We start from the raw sequence: 21357 nt of genomic DNA on the forward strand, positions 1-21357 counted from the left end.
AAAACCTTTCAGAACAGCCGTTACGCCAGTTCCTGCCTGATTTCTCCGGCAATAATTTCTGCCTGTGGCCCCAGAATAACCTGAAGGTTATTGGCACCAAGCTTCACCACTCCCTTAGCCCCCATAGCTTTAAGGCCCGGCTCATCAATTTTATCACGATCTACCAGAGTCAGTCGTAAGCGGGTAATACAGGCGGATACAGAATCAAAGTTGTCTTTACCGCCCAGCAACTCAATAAATTGCCTGGCTCGCCCGGATTCGGAAATCTCCCTGTCCGCCCCCTGTTCAACATCCTCTTCATCACGACCCGGCGTTTTCAGGTTAAACACCCTGATCGCAAAATAGAAGGTGCAGAAGTAAATCACAGCAAAAGCCAGACCAATAATGACCAGGGTCACAGGTTTAGTGGCCAGCCCCCAGTTAAGTACCATATCAAAGGCACCGGCGGAAAAACCAAAACCATGAAGTACGCCAAACCAGTTAGTCACCACCAGCAATAAGCCGGTCAGAACGGCATGGACGACATACAAACCCGGAGCCTGAAAAACAAATAAAAATTCCAAAGGCTCAGTCACACCGGTAAGAAAGGCTGTCAGGCCAACCGAAAACAGCAGGCCACCCACTTTCGCCCGATTCTTTCTGGGTGCAGCAAGATACATCGCCAGGGCAGCCGCTGGCAAGCCAAACATCATAACTGGATAAAAACCAGCCATAAACACGCCTGCCGTGGGGTCGCCTGCAAAGAAACGTGGCAAGTCGCCATGAACAATGTGACCCGCCGCATCCGTATATTCACCCAGACCAAACCAGAATACAGAATTAACAACATGGTGCAAACCAACAGGAATGAGCGCCCTGTTCAGCACGCCATAAATGAACTCCCCTAAAGAGCCAGAATCAGCAACCCCGGTTGCAAAAGCATCAATACCAGACTGAATGGCAGGCCAGACAAATCCGGCAACCACAGACATCACAAGGGCAATCAGGCCCGTCATTATCGGCACAAGCCTTTTACCACCAAAGAAAGCCAGGTATTGTGGCAACTGAACGGTATGAAAACGGTTATAGCTATGCCCGGCAATAACACCGGCAATAATGCCGCCAAAAAACGACATATCGATGTTTGTATTGATGGTTTTGGCTGCTGCCGTCAATACAAAGTAACCGACCGCACCTGCCAGCACTGCGGAACCAGCATCATCTTCCGAAAGTCCGGCGGCAATACCCATGGCAAATAACAGTGGCAAGTGACTGAAAATTGCATTGCCCGCTTCTGCCATAAAGGCAATATCCAGCAAATCCGGTTGCCCGATGCGCAACAGCAGGGCAGCAATAGGTAACGTTGCTATTGGCAACATCAATGCCTTACCCAAACGCTGCAAATAACCTAAAACATCCACAACCGTACCCCTGCATGTCATTATTTTTGCTGTTTGATTTCGATCAAAGAATGCCGAAATCAGTTTTCGGATGAAAATGTAACGGGTTACAAAGCTGCACTTCAAGTAGTTGCACGTATTTAAGACCGGCCATTAACCTGTAATTTGGTCTACTGCAAAATAGTCCTTCCAGTGATGGATTAACAAGTTCTGTTTAAATCTCCCCGATTTTTTAACGAAGCTCGTAACAAACCAACGGTTGAATGCTCACCCATGATTCTGCGCCTGCTGATAACAACACTTCTAACCTGTCTGGCCTCTTCAGTGGTGGCAGGAACTACACCCCATAACGAAACCCGGGGCTTTATCAATGTGCTCCACTGGTGGACCTCCCCCAGTGAAGCCGCAGCGGTTGATGTATTAAAGCAACATTATGCCCGGTCGGGATTTGCCTGGGCTGATCAGGCTATTGTTGGCGGCGGCGGCGGCAAAGCCATGACTGTATTGAAGTCCCAGATTATCTCTGGAAACCCGCCTCATGCTGCGCAGATCAGTGGTATGGGCATTCAGAACTGGGCCAGCCTTGACTTGCTGAGACACATTGACGGCTCTGCAAACCGCAATCAATGGCGAAATGTCCTGCCACAGTTTGTATTGGACACGGTGCAGTTCCGTGACCGTTACTACGGCATTCCGGTAGGCATTCATCGCAACAACTGGCTCTGGATTAATCCAACCGCCTTTGAAGACACCGGGTTGGCAATCCCATCCAGTTGGGATGACCTGATTGCCATTGCCCCACGCTTGCGTCGAGCAGGATTCATTCCACTGACACACGGTGGCGAACCCTGGCAGCAGGCAGCCATTTTCGAGTCTGTTGTACTTTCAGAAGGCGGAGCAGACTTTTACCGTCAGGCTCTGGTTGAGCATGATGAAGAAGCACTGACCAGCCCCACCATGATCAAAGTGTTTCGCAAGCTGAAGCAGATTACATCTTTAACACCCAATGACCGGAGCAGAAGGCCCTGGGATCAGGCAACCAGGGAAATCATCAACGATGAGGCCGCAGTGATGCTGATGGGAGACTGGGCGTTGGGAGAGTTCAAAATGAGCGATCAGCTCGAAGGCGTAGATTTCTACTGTCGCCCCGCCTTTGGTACCGAAGATCATTTCATCTATAACATCGACAGCTTTGTCATTTTCAACCGCAAACGCTTCAAAGACCGTCAAGCTCAGCAATGGCTGGCACAACAACTCATGAACAAGGAAACCCAGATCGCCTTCACCGATAAAAAAGGTTCCATTCCTGTTCGAATGGACGCCACAGATCAACTCGAAGGTTGTCAGAAAAAGAGTCTGAATGCGCTAAACAAAAGCATCAAAGAAGGCACTCTTGTACCCAGTATCATTCACGGAATGGCGGTTAAAGAGTCCCTTCAGGCACCCGTCATCAACTTTGTCAGCAGCTATATGTCCGTCCCGACCGCCACTCCCGAACAGGCAGTCATATCGCTATCTGCAGCGCTTTTGGCCCCCGCAAAATAGCCATGACTTATTGACACGAAATTGACTTACAGCAATGCATTTTCGTTCGCACTTTTTGCAGAAAGAGTTCGTTACATTTCGTTTACCTCCTTTACCCAAGAGGTACGGACGTTTTGATACTCTCCGCCCACGATAACAATCAAACACAGGCTCACACCTGACAACAGTGTGTGTGCCGTTGACCAGACTCAATCATCACGAGGTTTCACACCATGTTGCAAAACGCCTTTGGGGTGCTGCAGAAAATCGGCCGAGCGCTGATGCTGCCTGTAGCCATTCTGCCAGTCGCGGGTATCCTGCTGGGTATCGGTGCTGCTGATTTTAGTTTCCTGCCTTCCCTGCTGAGTCAGGTGATGGAACAGGCCGGTGGTGCCGTATTCGGCAACCTGCCACTGCTGTTCGCCATTGGTGCGGTACTGGGTCTGACTGACAACGACGGCGTCTCCACTCTGGCGGCTATCGTGGGTTACGTTGTTATGCTGGCCACCATGGGTCTGGTTGCAGGCCTGATGGGTGTTGAAACCAAGTCCATTATGGGCATCACCTCCATCGATACCGGCGTATTCGGTGGTATTCTGTCCGGTGCCCTGGCGGCGTTCATGTTTAACCGCTTCTACAAGATCCAGCTGCCTGAGTATCTGGGTTTCTTTGCGGGCAAGCGTTTCGTGCCAATCGTAACCGCTTTCGGCGCCATTGCCCTGGGTGCCATCATGGCGTTCGTATGGCCTCCCATCGGTCGCGCCATCGACACCTTCGGCTTCTACGCTGCAGAAGGTAACCCGGTTGCTATGGGCTTCGTATACGGCTTCATCGAGCGTCTGCTGATTCCATTCGGTATCCACCACGTATGGAACGTTCCTTTCCAGATGGAAATGGGTCAGTTCATCAACGAAGCAGGTCAGGTATTCAACGGCGACATCCCACGCTTCTTCGCGGGTGACCCGACTGCTGGCTTCCTGGCAGGCGGCTTCCTGTTCAAGATGTTCGGCCTGCCTGCTGCCGCTATCGCTATGTGGCACTCTGCCAAGACCAAGCAACAGAAGCGTGTTGGCGGTATCATGATCTCCGCAGCCCTGACTTCCATGCTGACCGGTATCACCGAGCCAATCGAATTCTCGTTCATGTTCCTGGCACCTGCCCTGTACGTGATCCACGCGGTACTGGCTGGCTTCGCCTTCGTGATTACCAACTTCCTGGAAATCAAGATGGGCGCGTCCTTCTCCCACGGCTTCATCGACTTCGCTCTGTTCGCAGGTATCGGTACCAAGTCCTTCTGGCTGATCCCACTGGGTCTGGTTTATGCGGCTCTGTACTACAGCGTATTCCGCTTTGTTATCGCCAGGTTCAACCTGAAGACACCAGGTCGCGAAGACGAATCTGCTGGCGGCAAGGTCGAAGTTGGCCCAGAACTGGCTGGCAAGCTGATTGAAGCTTTCGGTGGCAACGCTAACATCAAGTCCATCGACGCTTGTATCACTCGTCTGCGTGTAGCGGTTGTTGACGTGAAGAACGTTGATCAGGCTGCTATCAAGGCACTGGGCGCTCGTGGCGTAATGGTTGTTGGTAACAACATGCAGGCTATCTTCGGTCCACAGTCTGAGAACATCAAGACTGAAATGAACGAACTGAACAAGTCTGGCGGCATGGCTCCAGCAACTGCTTAATAATCCTTTAGCGGATTAAATAAGCAACAGAAACGGGGACACCTCTCAAGGGTGTCCCCGTTTTTTTAAATCACGCAGACCGTTACTTAGAGTCGTATCATGACTATAAAGAAGCAAGCTGCCCTATCGCCCGGGATAATATCAAACATTCTGTCTACTTCGCGCGCGACTGCAGCTCTCTCATCAATCACCCACCACTCACTCACGAACGCTTTTCCGGGGCGCAAATAATGTAGGCACTACGGGAGCCGGAAGAAGATCAATACGACTTCTCAATCATCCAGGAAGATCTGGACTATCTGGCCAAACACGATAAAAAGCTCTTCATTCAGCTACAGGACGCAACCTTTGATCCGGGCCTTCGCGGCGTTCCTGACTATCTTGATGATGCAAAATACGGAGGTGGCTCAGTGCCTCGTATGAATCAACAGGGCGAGCAAAATGGCTGGACCGCACGCCGCTGGGATCCTGCCGTTCAGGAGAGATTTGCAAAGCTTATTGGTAAACTCGGTGAAACATTCGATGGGCAAATCGCCGGAATCAACCTGCAGGAATCGGCCACCGCCACCACATCCGACATTGACCCCGGTTTTTCTGAAGTAAAGTTCGTCAATGGCATCAAATCGAACATGAAAGCACTGGGTGAGGCTTTTCCAGAAAGTACCACCATGCAATACGCCAACTTTATGCCCGGCGAATGGCTGCCGTGGGACGACAAAGGTTACCTCAGAGCTCTGTATGAATGCGGTGAAGAGATCGGCGTTGGTCTTGGCGCTCCGGACCTGATGGTTCATCGGCGCGCTCAACTGAACCACGCTCTGGCCATGATGCACGAGAGTGATTTTAGCGTACCCCTTGGAATCGCGATTCAGGATGGGAATTACATTGGTGAGACAGACTCTCATAAGGTGGTTGAGCAACGCGAGAACATTGTCCCTTTACTGCACGCTTTTGCAAACCAGTTTCTCAAAGTAGACTACCTGTTCCGGGTCAACCAGTCGCCGTATTTTGAAGAGGATGTACTGACTTGCTTTGAGCTACCTGAAGCCAAAACAGCATCAGGGCAACAATCAACGCTTTCAAAGAACTAGCGGCTTTCAGGAATACCTCTCTACAGGTATTCCTCATTTTCTACCACAACCCCTCACCACCAATAGTCATCTGGAATATGTACTCAGAATTACAGAATAGATGAAAACGTTTACACCCTCTTGAACACAGTCTTCGTCTTTTTTTATTGAGTTAAGACAAAAAAAACACTCTCTCACGACTGATAGCCTTCATCCACCCACAGCAACCACGACAAAGCACTCCCACATAACAACGCTGTGTCTGACGACTATTGACTGACAAGAGGTTTTCCAACGATGCAAAATGCATTCAGCGTACTGCAAAAGACAGGGCGCTCACTGATGCTGCCAGTAATGATACTGCCCATAGCTGGTATCCTGCTTGGCATAGGCAGTGCCAACTTTACCCTTATTCCCGACCTGCTTAATGGTGTCATGATCAAAACTGGCAGTGTCATTTTTGGCAACCTGCCACTATTGTTTGCCATCGGCACCGCCCTTGGCCTCACAAACAATACCGGCACCGCCACATTAACAGCCGTTGTCGCTTATCTGGTTATGCTGGCCACCATGGGAGAGATGGCTCAGTACCTTCAGCTGGATACAGTAACAGTACTGGGTATTGAAACCATTAATACGGGCATTCTGGGCGGGATACTGGCAGGCATCCTGACAGCAGTTCTATTCAACCGATTCCACAAACTGAAGTTGCCCGATTATATTGGTTTCTTTGAAGGCATTCGCTTTGTGCCCATTGTTTCAGCCTTTGCTGCCATTCTTCTCGGTGTGGTTCTGACGTATATCTGGATGCCGGTAGAAAGCGCCCTGAACTCATTCAGCCAACAGGCCATCGAAACCAGTCCGGGCAGCATGGGCTTTCTCTATGGATTTGTCGAACGCCTGCTGATTCCATTGGGCATTCATCATATCTGGAACATTCCTTTCCAGATGCTGATGGGCGAATTTGTCACCGCCACCGGTGAAGTGGTGACCGGCGACATTGCCCGCTTTTTTGCCGGAGACCCCAGCGCAGGATTCCTTGCCGGAGGTTTCCTGTTCAAGATGTTTGGCTTACCCGGTGCAGCCATTGCCATTTGGCACAGTGCCAGACCTGAGAATAAAAAGCGCGTTGCCGGGTTAATGTTTTCAGCCATTCTGGCGGCCATGATGAGCGGCATCACCGAACCCATCGAGTTCGCCTTCATGTACATTGCGCCAATGCTTTATGCTATTCACGCTGTATTGGCCGGCATTGCCTTTATGGTCACCAATCTACTCGACATTCGCATGGGCGCCTCGTTCTCACACGGACTGATTGACTATGTACTGTTCTTCAGCATCGGCAACAAACCCTTCCTGCTGATCCCTGTCGGGTTATGTTTCACCGCCATTTATTATTTCGTCTTCCGCTTTACCATTCATTATTTCAACCTGAAAACACCTGGGCGGGAAGATCAACCAGTGTCTAATGAAAAGCTGGCGGTTACACCTGAACTGGCAAGAAACCTTGTACATGCGCTGGGTGGAAACAATAATCTTAAGACCATCGACGCCTGTATTACACGTCTGCGTATTAGTGTTAACGATGCAGACGTGGTTGATCAGGAACGGCTAAAAGCACTGGGGGCAAGAGCAGTCGTCGTCGTTGGAAAGAACTTGCAGATTATCTTTGGGCCGCAATCTGAAAGCATTAAGACTCAGATAGTTGAGCTGGACGAACCAGACTGCAAGCCTTTGACATCACCTGCATAAAATTTTTAACTGATGTTACGCACCTTAAACGAAGGAATCAGGGCTACAGAGCAATGACCTCGTTCGGAAATCTTGATGATTCGTAGAGGGTGCGTAACTCCAGTTTTTAAGAAAGCATGGCTCTGATTGCATGACGATTCAGAGCCACTTACTTAAGGGAAGATAAATTACGAGTCGAAAGGAATAGTCAGTGTAACTTCAAGCCCACCCTCAGGATGATTCCGAAGCGACAGGTCCCCACCATGAGTACCCGCCAGATGCCTTGCTGTAATAAGCCCAAGACCATTACCACCCGGATTACAGGCCTGACCATGTTCAAAACGTCGATAAGGCTGAAACACTTCTTCTTCCATACCCTCAGGAAGTCCAGGCCCCTTGTCTCTGATCACAATCAGGTTCTGCCCCTCTTCAATAGAAAGAGAGACATCGGCATTACCACCATAAACAACCGCGTTATCTATCAGGTTTTCAAGACAACGCCGCAATGCCAGCGGCTTGCCGGTCACCAACTCATGCTCATGGTATTTCAGACTGATCTTCTGTCCAACGGACTGACCGGCTCTGGCAATATTTTCTAGCACCTGTTTAAGGTCAACCGGCTCCGGATTTTCATGAATGTCGGTATCGCGAACCATTTGCAAAGCACTGCGTACCATCATATCCAGGTGATCAATGTCTTCAACAAATCCCTGTCGTTCATCATCGTCATCCAGCATTTCAGCGCGCAAACGGAGCCGTGTCAGCGGAGTCTTCAAGTCATGGGAAATACCTGAAAACAGCTGTTTTCGATCATTCAGAAAGTGCTGAATATTTCTCTGCATCCGGTTAAACGCACCGGCAGTCGTTTTAAACTCTATCGCACCTTTTTCTGGCAGATACACAGGCTCAAAACTCCTGCCAAAGTTTTCAGCGGCTTTGGATAATTGTTTTACAGGGCGGGTCAATACATAAATCATCCAGCTGCCAAACAACAGCAAAACGGTGAGTGCAAACAGATAAATAAGCTGCAAATCCACGGGGAGACTCGAGGACATAATGGCGTAATCCGGCATGAGGGTAGCCAGATAGAGCCACTCATTATTGGAGACCGGCACCTGTATCACCAGAATAGGCAACGACAGAGGCTCCACAATCAGTGCATGCTGGCCCCAACTTTCTGTCAGCTCCATCAGGTAAGTGTCGTTATTAAACACCCGCAGTGTTTCCGGTGCCGAAAACGCAATACTGATATCACCATTGGCATGAAAGGCATCCAGAGTATCCTGAAAGCCATTAATGACGATGTCTTTACTGCGGGTTCTTGCCAGCTCATCAATCTCGATAAAATCACGATTGAGGGTAACAAAATAGCGCGTACCGCCCATATCCCGAAGCTGGTCCAGAATAATATGACGGTAGCGATTGGGCAGGGAGTCAAAGTATTCAATGGTAGACGACACTCGCATCGCCATATTGAATACAACATTTTCCAACGCTTTTTCCTGAGTTGTTCGGGTCTGATAATTCCAGACCACGCTGATCATGAGCTGAGAGGCAAACACCAGCAACAGCATAAACATGAAAAACCTTCCCGGCAGGGAGTCTGGCAGCAAAGCCCGACCCTGGGACGCTAATCGACGCCACCCGGTTCTGGTGCTTTTATGGCCCGCAGGTTTGGAAACACCACCCTGACCCGATGCCGCCTCGGCATGAACATCAACAAACTCAGTCAAACAGCTACTTCCTCATGCTGTGCTTTATTTATGCAGGCACTTTATCAACCCACTCAACTTCTGTAGTCAGAATGTAACCCTGACCTCTGACCGTTTTGATCAGCTCCGGCGCACGGGCGTTTTCACCCAGACACTGCCGTAAACGACTAACATTCACATCAATAAAACGATCCATCGGTGCCGAATTACGCTTGCGCGTTACTTCTGCAATGCTCTCACGACTGAGCACTTTCCCCTGATTGCGGATAAACAACATCAGCAGGTTATAGTCAGCACCGGTTAATGGCACAGGTTCACCATCCGGAGAGACCAGTTCGCGGGTCACCTTATCCAGACAGAAACCATTAAACACGGCATAGCGACCCGATGTCTTAGGCTCTGCCACCTGCTCACTACGACGAAAGATGGCTTTAATACGTGCCAGCAATTCGCGAGGGTTGAAGGGTTTACCCAGATAATCGTCAGCGCCCATTTCCAGACCAATGATTCTATCCATTTCATCGGAAACCGCTGTCAGCATTATTACCGGCGCTTTTGAGAAAGTACGCAATTCACGGCAGACGTCAAAGCCATCCATACCGGGCATCATGATATCCAGCACGACAATGACGCGAGACTCATCCTCTCCAGCCGATCGCCACTCCTGGAACTCCTGCAAAAAGCTTTCACCACTATTCGCAGCAATGACGTTATAGCCATTCTTTTTCAGATAGCTGGCCAGCAGATCACGAATCGAGTCATCGTCGTCTACAACAAATACAGTGCTAGAATCAACCATAAGCAACCAAGTCCCAATATACTGCAACATTATGTCTCGGGAAGAGACTGTAACATAATGATTTGGCTCAATTTTAGATAAATTGACCCAACACCGTCATACTCACATCTCCATCGATCCGGTACTAATGCACAGATAGAATGTAGAAACCGCTGCACCTTCCTATAACGCACAGCGCACGACAGCTTAACGGTTTTTACCAAGGATTGTTATAGTTGTGTATCCCTCCTGTCTTCGGCCTATGGACTACATTTCAAATCAGATATTCAAGAGTGATGATTGTTATGGCTGGCACTATCTTTCTGTTACTACTGATAGCTTTTAGCTTCATTCTGAAAAACCGGTTAAAACCGGCACTGGGTGTATTTTTTCTTTCCTACCTGGTGGCCGTTTATTGGCTGCAACATGACGGATTCGACACCTTGTCCATAATGCTCTAGGAAATGATCATGAGTCAGAACGAACCACTTGTTGTTTCAAACCTATGGCGACAAATAAACGCCCTGGGACTTTTAGCTCTTTCAGGCGTTCTGGGATTTGCCCTGCTTAACCAGTTTGCCTGTCACGACCTGCCCTGCCCACTCTGCTTACTTCAGCGCATTGCCTTTACCGGTTGCATGTTCGCGATTTTGCTGAATATTTTTTACGGTACACGACCCTGGCATTACGGTATTTTACTGGTATCAGCCATGCTGGGGGCAGGCATAGCACTGCGCCAAATCAGCCTCCATGTTATTCCCGGTAATCCGGGCTACGGAGGAACAGTTTTCAGCTGGCACTTTTACACCTGGTCATTTCTCTGCTTCACCACCATTATTGCAACCGTTTCTTTAACTTTTCTTGTTCCCAGCCATTTCAGCGTTTCATCCGCTTTCATCGGCTTCGGAGCACAACCCGCATGGATAAAACTGGCCGTTGTCCTCTGTTATTTAGTGGTTTCGGTGAATATGGTTTCAGCTTTTCTGGAATGTGGTTTTTATGCCTGTGCTGAAAACCCTGTGCATTACAAGCTACTGCAAGGCTGGCTATAAGCCAATGGCACTGAACCCAAGAACACAGTAGCTCTGCACGCTGTCTCAACGAGTTCGGACTGTAGGTTGGGACGAGCGGAACGCGACCTCCCAACACGGTCACTATCAACCTGTCACCGCAACACTACAGCTATAAAACCCATGCCCTTCAAGGGATTCACCGTGTTGGGAGTCACTTCGTTCATCCCAACCTACAGCCCTTTGTTTTTAAGAAATAAGTGCTTAAGCCACCGCCACTGGGCTATAAGCACCTATATCAACCGCAGTTATTAGACAAAAAAATGGGGCAGATGCGTCTTTCATCATCTGCCCCATTTATCGTTCTACGTTTTATCGCTAAAGACTACACAGCAGTGAGCTTATTCGCCGTAGTAAGCCTTTTTAAGCAGCCCTTCCAGCTCGGTCACCAGAGGCATACGAGGGTTGGCCGTGGTGCACTGATCTTCAAAGGCATGAGCGGCCAGTTCCGGCACCTTCGCCAGGAACTCTTTCTCGTTGAAGCCCATTTCCTTCAGGGAGCCAGGCATGCCCACTTTCTTCATCAGGTCACGAACGGCATTTGCCAGTGATTTAACCCCTTCATCAGTGGTGCTGTGCGGCAGACCCAGAGTCTTGGCTACTTCAGCGTACTTCTCGTGTGCGATGTAGTGATCGTATTTCGGGAAGGTCGCTACCTTGGAAGGCTTGCTGTTACCGTTGTATTCAATCACATGTGGCAGCAGCAGAGCATTTGCCAGACCATGAGGGATCTTCATCTCATGACCCAGTTTGTGCGCCATGGAGTGATTGATACCCAGGAAAGCGTTGGCAAAGGCCATACCTGCAATACAGGAAGCGTTGTGCATCTTCTCACGGGCACGCTTGTCGGCAGACTCGTACGACGCTGGCAGGTAGTCAAAGGTCAGTTGAATAGCCTTCATCGCCAGAGCATCGGTGTAATCAGACGCCATCACCGACACAAAAGCTTCCAGAGCGTGAGTTAGTACGTCCAGACCGGTGTCCGCCGTCACCTTCTTAGGCACAGTCGCGACCAGATTCGGATCCAGAATCGCCACATCCGGTGTCAGCTCGTAATCCGCCAGCGGGTACTTGATGCCTTTTTCCTTGTCAGTAATCACCGCAAAGGAAGTCACTTCAGAACCGGTACCGGACGTGGTTGGAATGGCTACCAGACGCGCTTTCTTACCCAGTTTCGGGAACTTGTAGACACGCTTGCGGATATCCAGGAACTTCTGTGCCATGCCTTCGAAGTCAGCTCCGGGCTGCTCGTGGAACAACCACATGCCTTTCGCCGCATCGATGGGAGAACCACCACCCAGAGCGATAATCACGTCTGGCTGGAAACGATCCATATCTTCAGCACCGGCACGAATAGTGGCCAGTGACGGATCAGGTTCAACCTGATTGAAAACGCGCACCTGCACAGGCACCTGACGGCGACTCAGGTGGTACTGAATCTTGTCAACGTAACCCAGACTCTGAATGGTTTCATCGGTGACGATAAATACACGAGAGATGTCTGGCATCTTCTCAAGATACTGCAGGGAGTTGGCTTCAAAGTAGATTTTACGTGGCAGTTTAAACCACTGCATGCTCACACGACGCTTCGCCACACGTTTAACGTTAATCAGGTTAACCGCTGAAACGTTGGACGTGGTGCTGTTACCACCATAGGTGCCACAACCCAGAGTCAGTGACGGCATGTTGGTGTTGTACAGATCACCAATAGCACCGTGGGTAGACGGTGAATTGATGATAATACGACCAGCCTTCATCGCCAGAGAGAACTGATCGATAACATCATCATCCTGCGCGTGCAGTACCGCAGAGTGACCCAGACCACCAAAGTTCAGCATCTTGTCAGCCAGCTCGATACCGTGCTTGGAATCACGAGCCTTCAGAACACCCAGTACCGGAGACAGCTTCTCGCGCGACAGCGGGAATTCAGGCCCGACACCTTCAATTTCAGCAGCAATAACACGGGTATTTTCAGGGATCTTGATCCCTGCCATTTCAGCAATCACCACCGGCTTCATGCCAACAATTTTGCTGTTAACGTGCCCGTCTACAATCACTACTTCCGCCAGTTTTCTGGTTTCTTCAGGGTTAGTGAAGTAAACATTCAGCGCCTTCATCTCTTTGATGAACTGCGGGTAAACGGCTTCATGAACAATCGCTGCCTGCTCTGAGGCGCAGATCATGCCATTGTCAAAACTCTTGGACATCACCAGGTCATTGGTCGCCTGCTTCAGGTCAGCAGTGCGGTCAATCACACAAGGTACGTTACCCGGACCTACACCCAAAGCCGGTTTACCGGAAGAGTAAGCCGCACGAACCATGCCGGAACCACCGGTGGCCAGAATGACGGAAATATCCGGGTGAATCATCAGCTTCTGAGTGGCTTCCAGAGAAGGTTTTTCTACCCACAGAATACAGTCTTCCGGCGCGCCGGCTTCGATGGCAGCATCACGCAGAATGCGGGCGGCTTCACTGGAACACTTCTGGGCAGACGGATGGAAAGCAAAGACAATCGGGTTACGGGTCTTGGCGGAAATAATGGATTTGAACATGGTGGTAGACGTCGGATTCGTCACCGGGGTAATACCGCAGACAATACCCACTGGCTCCGCCACCAGCATGAAGTCTTCTTCCTGATTATCTTCAATAACGCCGACAGTCTTGTCGTACTTGATGGAGTGATGAATGTACTCGGTCGAGAAGATGTTTTTGGTCACCTTGTCTTCCAGAATACCACGGCCGGTTTCTTCAACCGCCATACGCGCCAGTTCCATATGCGCTGCCTGACCAGCAAGCGCCATCGCCTTATTGATTCGGTCGATCGCTTCCTGATCCAGCTCCAGGTATTTTTCACGAGCCGCTTTGGCTCGATCCAGCAGAGCGTCGAGTTGAACCTCAACCTCTGTCTTACCGGTTTCCTGTTTTACTGCTTTGGCTGACCGCCCTTCTTTCGCTAAAGGCTTATCATTGGCCATTTGCATTACCTCATACTTGTCATCGAAATCCTTCCAAGCCTGATTCGTTCATTCATTCAGGCTCCAGGAGCCTGTCGGCCTTATGCGTCCGTAGCGAGGATTGCAAGAAATTGAGGATAAAAGCTTCTGATTTTGAGGCGAATAGCAAGCTATTCAACGAAAAATCAGGAGTTTTTAGACCAATTTATTGCAACCGCAGTAGGACAGTCTTAAGGCCGGCAGGCTCCTAGCCGGTATAAACGTCGTGCCGTGTCATTAACAGCTATTCTGACGCGTTACCGCTATCCGGAGCTGGTCATTGCCAGCCCCTCTTTATATTTCGTTGTTGGCAGTTCTTTATTGTGTGAACTGTCCTGCAGTCAGTAGTCGTTTAACGACCATCACTGCGTTCAAGCTTAAGGTGGTTACCATTTCCGCATGCCAAATAACCTTCGTCTATTTATAAAACAAAGTACTTAAAGCTGCTTGGAATCCGGAAATGATAATTGGCTAACATTACAATCTCAGACTTACAGAAGCCTGCCTGACGGCAGGCTTCTGTTATGAGCGTATGATTCAGCAATCATACGTCACAGACAGCTTAGTGCTTGGCAATAAAGTCGTTCAGCAATGCTTTTACGTCTTCAGTGGTTGGCTGGTTTACAGCCGCTTCAGCCATCACTTTCAGCTCTTCGTACTTGTGGCTACGCAGAACTTTCTTAACACGTGGAATAGAGGTGGCACTCATGGAGAACTCGTCCAGACCCAGACCCGCCAGAATCAGGGAAGCACGCTCGTCGCCCGCCATTTCGCCACACATACCGGTCCACTTGCCTGCTTCGTGGGAGCAGTCGATGACACGCTTGATGGCACGCAGAACAGCCGGAGCCATTGGATCGTACATGTCCGCGATCATTTCGTTACCACGGTCTACCGCCAGAATGTACTGGGTCAGGTCGTTGGTACCGATGGAGAAGAAGTCCATTTCCTGAATCAGCAGGTCAGCAACCATCACAGCAGCTGGTGTTTCAACCATGATACCCACTTCAACGGTATCGTCGAACGCGATGCCTTCTTTGCTCAGTTCCGCTTTCACGTCAGCAACGATCTGCTTCAGACGACGGGCTTCTTCAACAGAAATCACCATCGGGAACATGATCTTCAGCTTACCGAACGCAGAAGCACGCAGAATGGCACGCAGCTGGGTGTTCAGAATCTCAGGCTTGTCGAAGCACATACGGATTGCACGCCAGCCCAGGAACGGGTTCAGCTCATGCGGCAGATCCAGGTAAGGCAGATCCTTGTCACCACCGATATCCAGAGTACGGATAACAACAGGACGATCGCTCATTGCTTCTGCAACGGCCTTGTACGCTTCAAACTGTTCTTCTTCGGTCGGCATCTGGGTACGGTCCATGAACAGGAACTCGGTACGATACAGACCCACACCTTCAGCGCCGTGACGGTTGGCACCTTCAGTGTCTTTTACGGTACCGATGTTGGAGCAGATTTCGAACTGCTTGCCATCAACGGTGGTGCATGGCAGATCTTTCAGCTTGGACAGTTCTTTACGCTCTTCGTCCAGCTGCGCCTGCAGGGTTTTGTAGGAATCGATAGCAGACAGGTCCGGGTTAACCAGAACCTTGTTGTTGATCGCGTCCAGAACAACGGTATCGCCATTCTGAATACTGTCAGTGGCTACCTTGGCACCCACGATAGCTGGCAGTTCCAGAGAACGGGCCATGATCGCAGAGTGGGAAGTACGGCCACCAATGTTAGTGATGAAGCCCCATACACGCTCAAGGTCAATCTGGGAAGTTTCGGAAGGCGTCAGGTCATCAGCGATGATGATGGTGCCGTGATCAACGTCTTCCAGAGAAGCCATGTCGATGCCCAGCAGGTTCTTGATCATGCGACGACCAACGTCCTTGATGTCAGCAACACGCTCACGCAGGTAAGGGTCATCCAGCTCTGCCAGCATCGCAACGTTCGCTGCGATGGTTTCACTCAGCGCTGCATCAGCAGGCTTCAGGCCCTTGATCGCTTCAACAACTTCTTCTTCCAGCTCTTCGTCAGTCGCCACCAGAATGTGACCTTCGAAAACTTCCGCTTCTTCTTCACCCAGCTTGGCTGCCGCCTTGTCGCGGATTGTTTCCAGCTGTTCAACGGTTTTAGCGATCGCCTCTTTGAAGCGCGCAATGTTTGCGTCTACTTCAGAGCTGTCCAGTACGCCATCGCTGATTTGAAATTCAGCTTCTTTAAGGACAAATGCTTTACCAATGGCAACGCCGGAGGAAGCAATGATGCCTGAGAACATAAACCACCCACATTTATATCAATCTAATACTGACGTTTGCATATAACAAAAACATTTAACACAAAACATCAATAATATTTAATCATTTAGTTTCAAACAGAATGACCGAATCTTCACACAGCCATGCACAGGCTTTGACATCAAATCACATTCAACATTTTCAAATGAAATAAAGCATCGAAACTGTCAGAAGCAATTAATCAAATCAAGATAGTGCAACATCCGGTGAAATGCTCTGCAAAACACCCACCAGACCAATAGCCAAACAAAAAAACATTTGCACTCATAATCAAACAGTATGATATATGAAATACAGATTTATATAGTGTTTTTTCATTTAAAATGTGAATTCCAGACAATCTCTGCCCAAATTTATCTAGCCGGGGAAAATTACAACACCGTTATGTGAATTTCCCTGACCTGTATCAGTATTTCCTTGCCACCACTGCACCCGGACAACGGATCACATCAAAAGCACCGTATTGCGCAACCTCCGGGAGCCTTGTACGTATTAGTACTCAGCACCAGCACTACAAGAACAACGAGGCATTTGTATATAATTGCCAAATGTCGCACAATAGCGAGATTGTGTTGTCAGGCTTTCGTAATCAATGTCCATTCAATGCGGCTAAGGCGTTAAATACATTAACTGTATTTATACACTGTTAGCGCTGTAACAGGTAAGACCAGACAGTATTAAGAAACAATTTTTCAATATCTAACAGATTGGGAAAGACTTCTTTACATCATTTCTGGCCTTTTGATTTAAAAAAGCAATTAACCTGACAATCAGAATGTTAATGATGACAGTAATTATTAGAACACTGTCATATAAAGACATTCACTCCCAGTTCAATTCAACCTGACGAACGTCAGGTTGATAAAACTCGATGAAGCAAACCTTTCTGGGATGCATCACAACTGCTACCACTGACCGAGGAATCGTTTATGGCTCTGGTATCTATGACTGAAATGCTGAACAAGGCACGCGAAGGCAAATACGCCGTAGGCCAGTTCAACATCAACAACCTGGAATGGACTCAGGCTATCCTGACTGCCGCTCAGAAAACCAACGCTCCGGTTATTCTGGGTGTATCTGAAGGCGCTGCTCGCTACATGGGCGGTTTCAAGCTGATCACCGCTATGGTTGGCGCTCTGATCGAAAGCATGGAAATCACTGTTCCTGTTGCTATTCACCTGGACCACGGCTCCAGCATCGAGAAGTGTAAGGAAGCCATCGACGCTGGTTTCACTTCCGTAATGATCGACGGTTCTCACGGCCCATTCGAAGGCAACGTTGAGATGACCAAGACTGTTGTTGAATACGCTCACGCTCGCGGTGTTTCTGTTGAAGCCGAGCTGGGTGTCGTTGGCGGTCAGGAAGACGACGTTATCGCTGACGGCGTTATCTACGCTGACGCACAGGAATGTAAAGAGCTGGTTGAGCGCACCGGTCTGGACTGCCTGGCTCCGGCTCTGGGTTCCGTACACGGCGAATACGCTGGCGAGCCAAACCTGGGCTTCGCTGAAATGCAGGAAATCAACGAACTGACCGGCGTACCTCTGGTACTGCACGGTGGTACTGGTATCCCAACAGCTGATATCCAGAATGCTATCAGCCGCGGTACTGCAAAAATCAACGTAAACACCGAAAACCAGATCGCATGGACCAAGATGGTACGTGAAGTTCTGGCTTCCGACGCTAAAGTTTACGACCCACGTAAGGTTATCGGTCCTGGTAAAGAAGCGATCGTTGAAACCGTAATGGGCAAGATCCGTGAATTCGGTTCTGAAGGCAAGGCGTAAGTCCTGACTTCTTTCCAGCAGCCTTCCGGCTGCTGGATTCTTCTCCCCCTCCCTCCTTATTCTTATCATTTATAACCACCTTTACATCTATAACGACCTTTGCATCCCGACTCCGGCATGGCGATAATAAGGTCAGTCCTCATAACTCGAACAATACCAAATTCCCTCAACCCTCTTTTACTAACTGGAGTTACGCACCCTCTACGAATCATCAAGATTTCCGAACGAGGTCATTGCTCTGTAGCCCTGATTCCTTCGTTTAAGGTGCGTAACATCAGTTACTAATAAAAAAGGAGCAAGCATGGCTCTCATCAGTCTCAGACAGCTTCTCGACCACGCTGCCGAGAACAACTATGGCGTTCCTGCGTTCAATGTTAACAACCTGGAACAGATGCGCGCCATTATGGAAGCCGCCGATGAAACCGATTCACCGGTCATTGTTCAGGCATCCGCCGGTGCCAGAAAATACGCCGGAGCCCCTTTTCTCAGACACCTGATTCTGGCTGCCATAGAAGAGTTCCCACACATTCCTGTGGTGATGCATCAGGATCACGGCACCAGCCCCGCCGTCTGCCAACGCTCAATACAACTGGGCTTTTCCTCTGTCATGATGGACGGCTCACTAAAAGACGACGGCAAAACACCATCCAGTTACGAATACAATATCGATGTCACACGACGAACCGTTGAAATGGCACACGCCTGCGGTGTTTCAGTGGAAGGTGAGCTGGGCTGTCTCGGCTCATTGGAAACCGGAGAAGCCGGCGAAGAAGACGGCGTAGGCGCTGTCGGCAAACTGTCTCACGATCAATTATTAACAGACCCTGACGAAGCCGCCGACTTTGTTCAGGCTACCCATGTGGATGCACTGGCCATTGCCTGCGGCACCAGCCATGGCGCTTATAAATTTACCCGTCCGCCAACAGGTGACATTCTTGCCATTGACCGCATTCGTGACATACACAAACGCATCCCCAACACCCATCTGGTGATGCATGGATCATCCTCTGTTCCTCAGGACTGGCTCAAAATCATTAACGACAATGGTGGTGAAATACCGGAAACCTATGGCGTACCCGTTGAACAGATTCAGGAAGGCATCCGCCACGGCGTGCGTAAGGTGAATATCGACACCGACCTGCGACTGGCTTCAACCGGTGCTATCCGCCGTTTCATGCAGGAAAACAAATCAGAGTTTGACCCTCGCAAATACCTGACCGTTGCCACCAAAGCAATGAAAGACATCTGCCTTCAACGTTATCAGGCGTTTGAAACAGCAGGCAACGCTTCCAAAATCCGGGCTCTGAGTCTGGAAACCATGTTCGACCTGTACAGCCAAGGCAAGCTCGACCCTAAAGTACAGTAATAAGAGTACAGTAATGACAGCAGCCGGTTGCCAGTCATAGCGCAACCGGTTTCATGAGCTGGATCATTTAGCGACAATCATGTAAGTGTTATAACGTCCATCACATCCCTGATCCTATAAATTTCAAAATAAAGCGGAGAACGTCAGATATGTTGTATGGACTGGACATTGGCGGTACCAAAATGGAACTGGCGGCCTACAATGATCGCCACGAAAGAACCTTCAGCAAACGCATACCAACACCTACCGACTGTTATGACACTTTCAGGCAAAGTATAAAAAACCTGATTCTGGATACTGACGACCAGCTCAACGTACGTGGCTGCGTCGGCATCGGTATACCCGGATTCATAGAACCTGATTCAGCCAAAGCACTGATTGCCAACATACCCTGCGGCAACGGTAAAAACCTGTTAGCAGACCTTGAATACCTGTTAAATCGTCCGGTTAAAATAGAAAACGACGCCAACTGCTTCACCGTTTCAGAAGCCATTGGTGGTGCAGGAGAAGGCTACGATAGCGTCTTCGGCGTTATTTTAGGCACCGGCTGCGGCGGCGGAATATACGTAAAGAACAGGATTTATAACGGTCAAAATAATCTGGCAGGAGAATGGGGACACACACCTCTGCCTTTTCAAGCACTGGAACTCGGCGGCAACGATTTCCCCATCATCGATTGCGGCTGCGGCCTGCGCGGCTGCCTGGATAACTATCTGTCCGGCCGCGGACTGGAAATCATTTACAGACACGTTTCAGGCACACAGGCAGAAGGCAAAGACATCATTCAGCGTTACCGCCATCAGGACAGCCATGCTGAAAAAACCATCAAACTCTACACCGAACTACTGGCCTGTGGACTGGGAAGTCTGACCAACGTGATTGATCCTGGCGTATTCGTACTGGGCGGCGGTCTTTCAAATTTTGATGAGCTTTACGACCTTGTTCCACCACTCATGAAAAAATACACGCTTAAAATCGGGAAACTGCCTGAAGTGCGTAAAGCACGATTTGGTGATGCCGGCGGTGCTCGTGGGGCAGCAATGTTGAATTATTAACCGTATCTATCAGGAGGTGGCAAAAAGCATCCACCTCCCTACAAATAATCTAAATAAAAACAATTCTTTTTCACAGTTAAAAAGTACTAGGAGCCTGTCCGAGAATAGCGCCCGTAGCGAGGATCGTAGAAAATTGAGGATAAAAATTCGGTTTTGAGAGGAGAATAGCGAGCTATTTGACGAACAAAATCGGATTTTTAGACCAATTTACTACGACCGCAGTAGGGCAGACTATTCTCGGACAGGCTCCTAGCTACGCTTACCCCTTAATTACACATATCAGATAAAAGGGATAAAGCACTATGGCACTCTTTTCGAAGAGACTGAGGCGAGTTGCAGTCTTAACTTCAGCATTAACCATAACAGCCTTCGACCACGTATTTGCAGAAGATGAAACTGATACAACCTCAGTTCTTAATCGCATCAGCGACCAACACACAGACTGCCATATCTCATTGCTTTCAATTGCAAAGACCAATCAAACGTACCTGCCACCAGAAACAAACTGCACAACTACAACACAACTACAACACAACTACAACACAACTACAACACAACTACCAGCCGGCATTATGATCGAACGATCAACTCTCATCGATGGAAATTTAAAATAACCACAACTGCCCCCGGTGCCATCAAGGTTTAGCGCATCGCACGGTAATTTGAGGTGTTTTACCCCCTTGATAGCCAGCTCGGAATAGACTTTACTGACATCCTGTTCGAAGAGTTCGTCCAGTGTTCTTCCCAGAACCAGGGCTTACGCATCAATCTGAACTAGCAAATGCCGATTAGGGAGTTGTTTTCTCTAACACACAGCTGAAAAGAAGTTGAAATAATCAAACTCTCAGGATTTTTAAACGACAGTAGGTTTTATATCTCCTGATTTTCACCAATTCCAAACCGAACAGTC

13 protein-coding genes are annotated in these 21357 nt (G+C 49.2%); 8 read left to right on the forward strand and 5 right to left on the reverse strand.

What is annotated here, in order from left to right; all coding sequences use genetic code 11:
* Positions 1-20 precede the first annotated feature (20 nt).
* Positions 21-1421 (reverse strand): N-acetylglucosamine-specific PTS transporter subunit IIBC, encoded by a 1401-nt coding sequence (gene nagE / locus EZMO1_RS18400; protein ID WP_051790163.1) that lies wholly within the window; start codon positions 1419-1421, stop codon positions 21-23.
* 231 nt (positions 1422-1652) lie between these two features.
* Between nagE and EZMO1_RS18405 the strand changes: the two genes are divergently transcribed.
* From EZMO1_RS18405 to ptsG (EZMO1_RS18420), 4 genes are all read left to right on the forward strand, one after another.
* A complete protein-coding gene (locus EZMO1_RS18405; protein ID WP_034876443.1) occupies positions 1653-2924 on the forward strand; it encodes an ABC transporter substrate-binding protein in 1272 nt (423 codons plus the stop codon).
* Between the two features lie 212 nt (positions 2925-3136).
* The gene (ptsG, locus tag EZMO1_RS18410; RefSeq protein ID WP_034876441.1) at positions 3137-4588 is read left to right on the forward strand and encodes a PTS glucose transporter subunit IIBC; all 1452 of its coding nucleotides are present in this window, start codon (positions 3137-3139) and stop codon (positions 4586-4588) included.
* Positions 4589-4998: 410 nt separating this feature from the next.
* Positions 4999-5679: a hypothetical protein gene (locus EZMO1_RS18415; RefSeq protein WP_187300030.1), complete on the forward strand. Its 681-nt coding sequence runs from the start codon at positions 4999-5001 to the stop codon at positions 5677-5679.
* A 276-nt stretch (positions 5680-5955) separates the two neighbouring features.
* Positions 5956-7410: a glucose-specific PTS transporter subunit IIBC gene (gene ptsG / locus EZMO1_RS18420; RefSeq protein WP_034876439.1), complete on the forward strand. Its 1455-nt coding sequence runs from the start codon at positions 5956-5958 to the stop codon at positions 7408-7410.
* Between the two features lie 167 nt (positions 7411-7577).
* On the opposite strand, the gene EZMO1_RS18425 is transcribed toward ptsG (EZMO1_RS18420), so the two are convergent.
* Positions 7578-9122 (reverse strand): ATP-binding protein, encoded by a 1545-nt coding sequence (locus EZMO1_RS18425; RefSeq protein WP_051790010.1) that lies wholly within the window; start codon positions 9120-9122, stop codon positions 7578-7580.
* A gap of 28 nt (positions 9123-9150) precedes the next feature.
* A complete protein-coding gene (locus EZMO1_RS18430) occupies positions 9151-9900 on the reverse strand; it encodes a response regulator (protein ID WP_034877463.1) in 750 nt (249 codons plus the stop codon).
* A gap of 449 nt (positions 9901-10349) precedes the next feature.
* Between EZMO1_RS18430 and EZMO1_RS18435 the strand changes: the two genes are divergently transcribed.
* Entirely contained in the window at positions 10350-10931 is a 582-nt protein-coding gene (locus EZMO1_RS18435; RefSeq protein WP_034877461.1) for a disulfide bond formation protein B, read from the forward strand.
* 359 nt (positions 10932-11290) lie between these two features.
* On the opposite strand, the gene adhE is transcribed toward EZMO1_RS18435, so the two are convergent.
* Both adhE and ptsI read right to left on the reverse strand, forming a co-directional pair.
* Positions 11291-13924, reverse strand: coding sequence for a bifunctional acetaldehyde-CoA/alcohol dehydrogenase (gene adhE / locus EZMO1_RS18440; protein WP_034877459.1), 2634 nt, complete (start codon positions 13922-13924; stop codon positions 11291-11293).
* A gap of 580 nt (positions 13925-14504) precedes the next feature.
* The gene (gene ptsI / locus EZMO1_RS18445; RefSeq protein WP_034876436.1) at positions 14505-16220 is read right to left on the reverse strand and encodes a phosphoenolpyruvate-protein phosphotransferase PtsI; all 1716 of its coding nucleotides are present in this window, start codon (positions 16218-16220) and stop codon (positions 14505-14507) included.
* A 948-nt stretch (positions 16221-17168) separates the two neighbouring features.
* Between ptsI and fba (EZMO1_RS18450) the strand changes: the two genes are divergently transcribed.
* The 3 genes from fba (EZMO1_RS18450) to EZMO1_RS18460 all read left to right on the forward strand — a co-directional run bounded on the left by fba (EZMO1_RS18450) (position 17169) and on the right by EZMO1_RS18460 (position 20447).
* Positions 17169-18026, forward strand: coding sequence for a class II fructose-1,6-bisphosphate aldolase (fba, locus tag EZMO1_RS18450; protein ID WP_034876434.1), 858 nt, complete (start codon positions 17169-17171; stop codon positions 18024-18026).
* Between the two features lie 301 nt (positions 18027-18327).
* A complete protein-coding gene (fba, locus tag EZMO1_RS18455) occupies positions 18328-19392 on the forward strand; it encodes a class II fructose-bisphosphate aldolase (RefSeq protein WP_034876432.1) in 1065 nt (354 codons plus the stop codon).
* Positions 19393-19541: 149 nt separating this feature from the next.
* Positions 19542-20447 (forward strand): ROK family protein, encoded by a 906-nt coding sequence (locus EZMO1_RS18460; protein WP_034876430.1) that lies wholly within the window; start codon positions 19542-19544, stop codon positions 20445-20447.
* The last annotated feature ends 910 nt before the right edge of the window (positions 20448-21357 follow it).

The organism is Endozoicomonas montiporae CL-33, assembly GCF_001583435.1.
In the GTDB taxonomy this organism is placed as follows: Bacteria; Pseudomonadota; Gammaproteobacteria; order Pseudomonadales; family Endozoicomonadaceae; genus Endozoicomonas_A; species Endozoicomonas_A montiporae.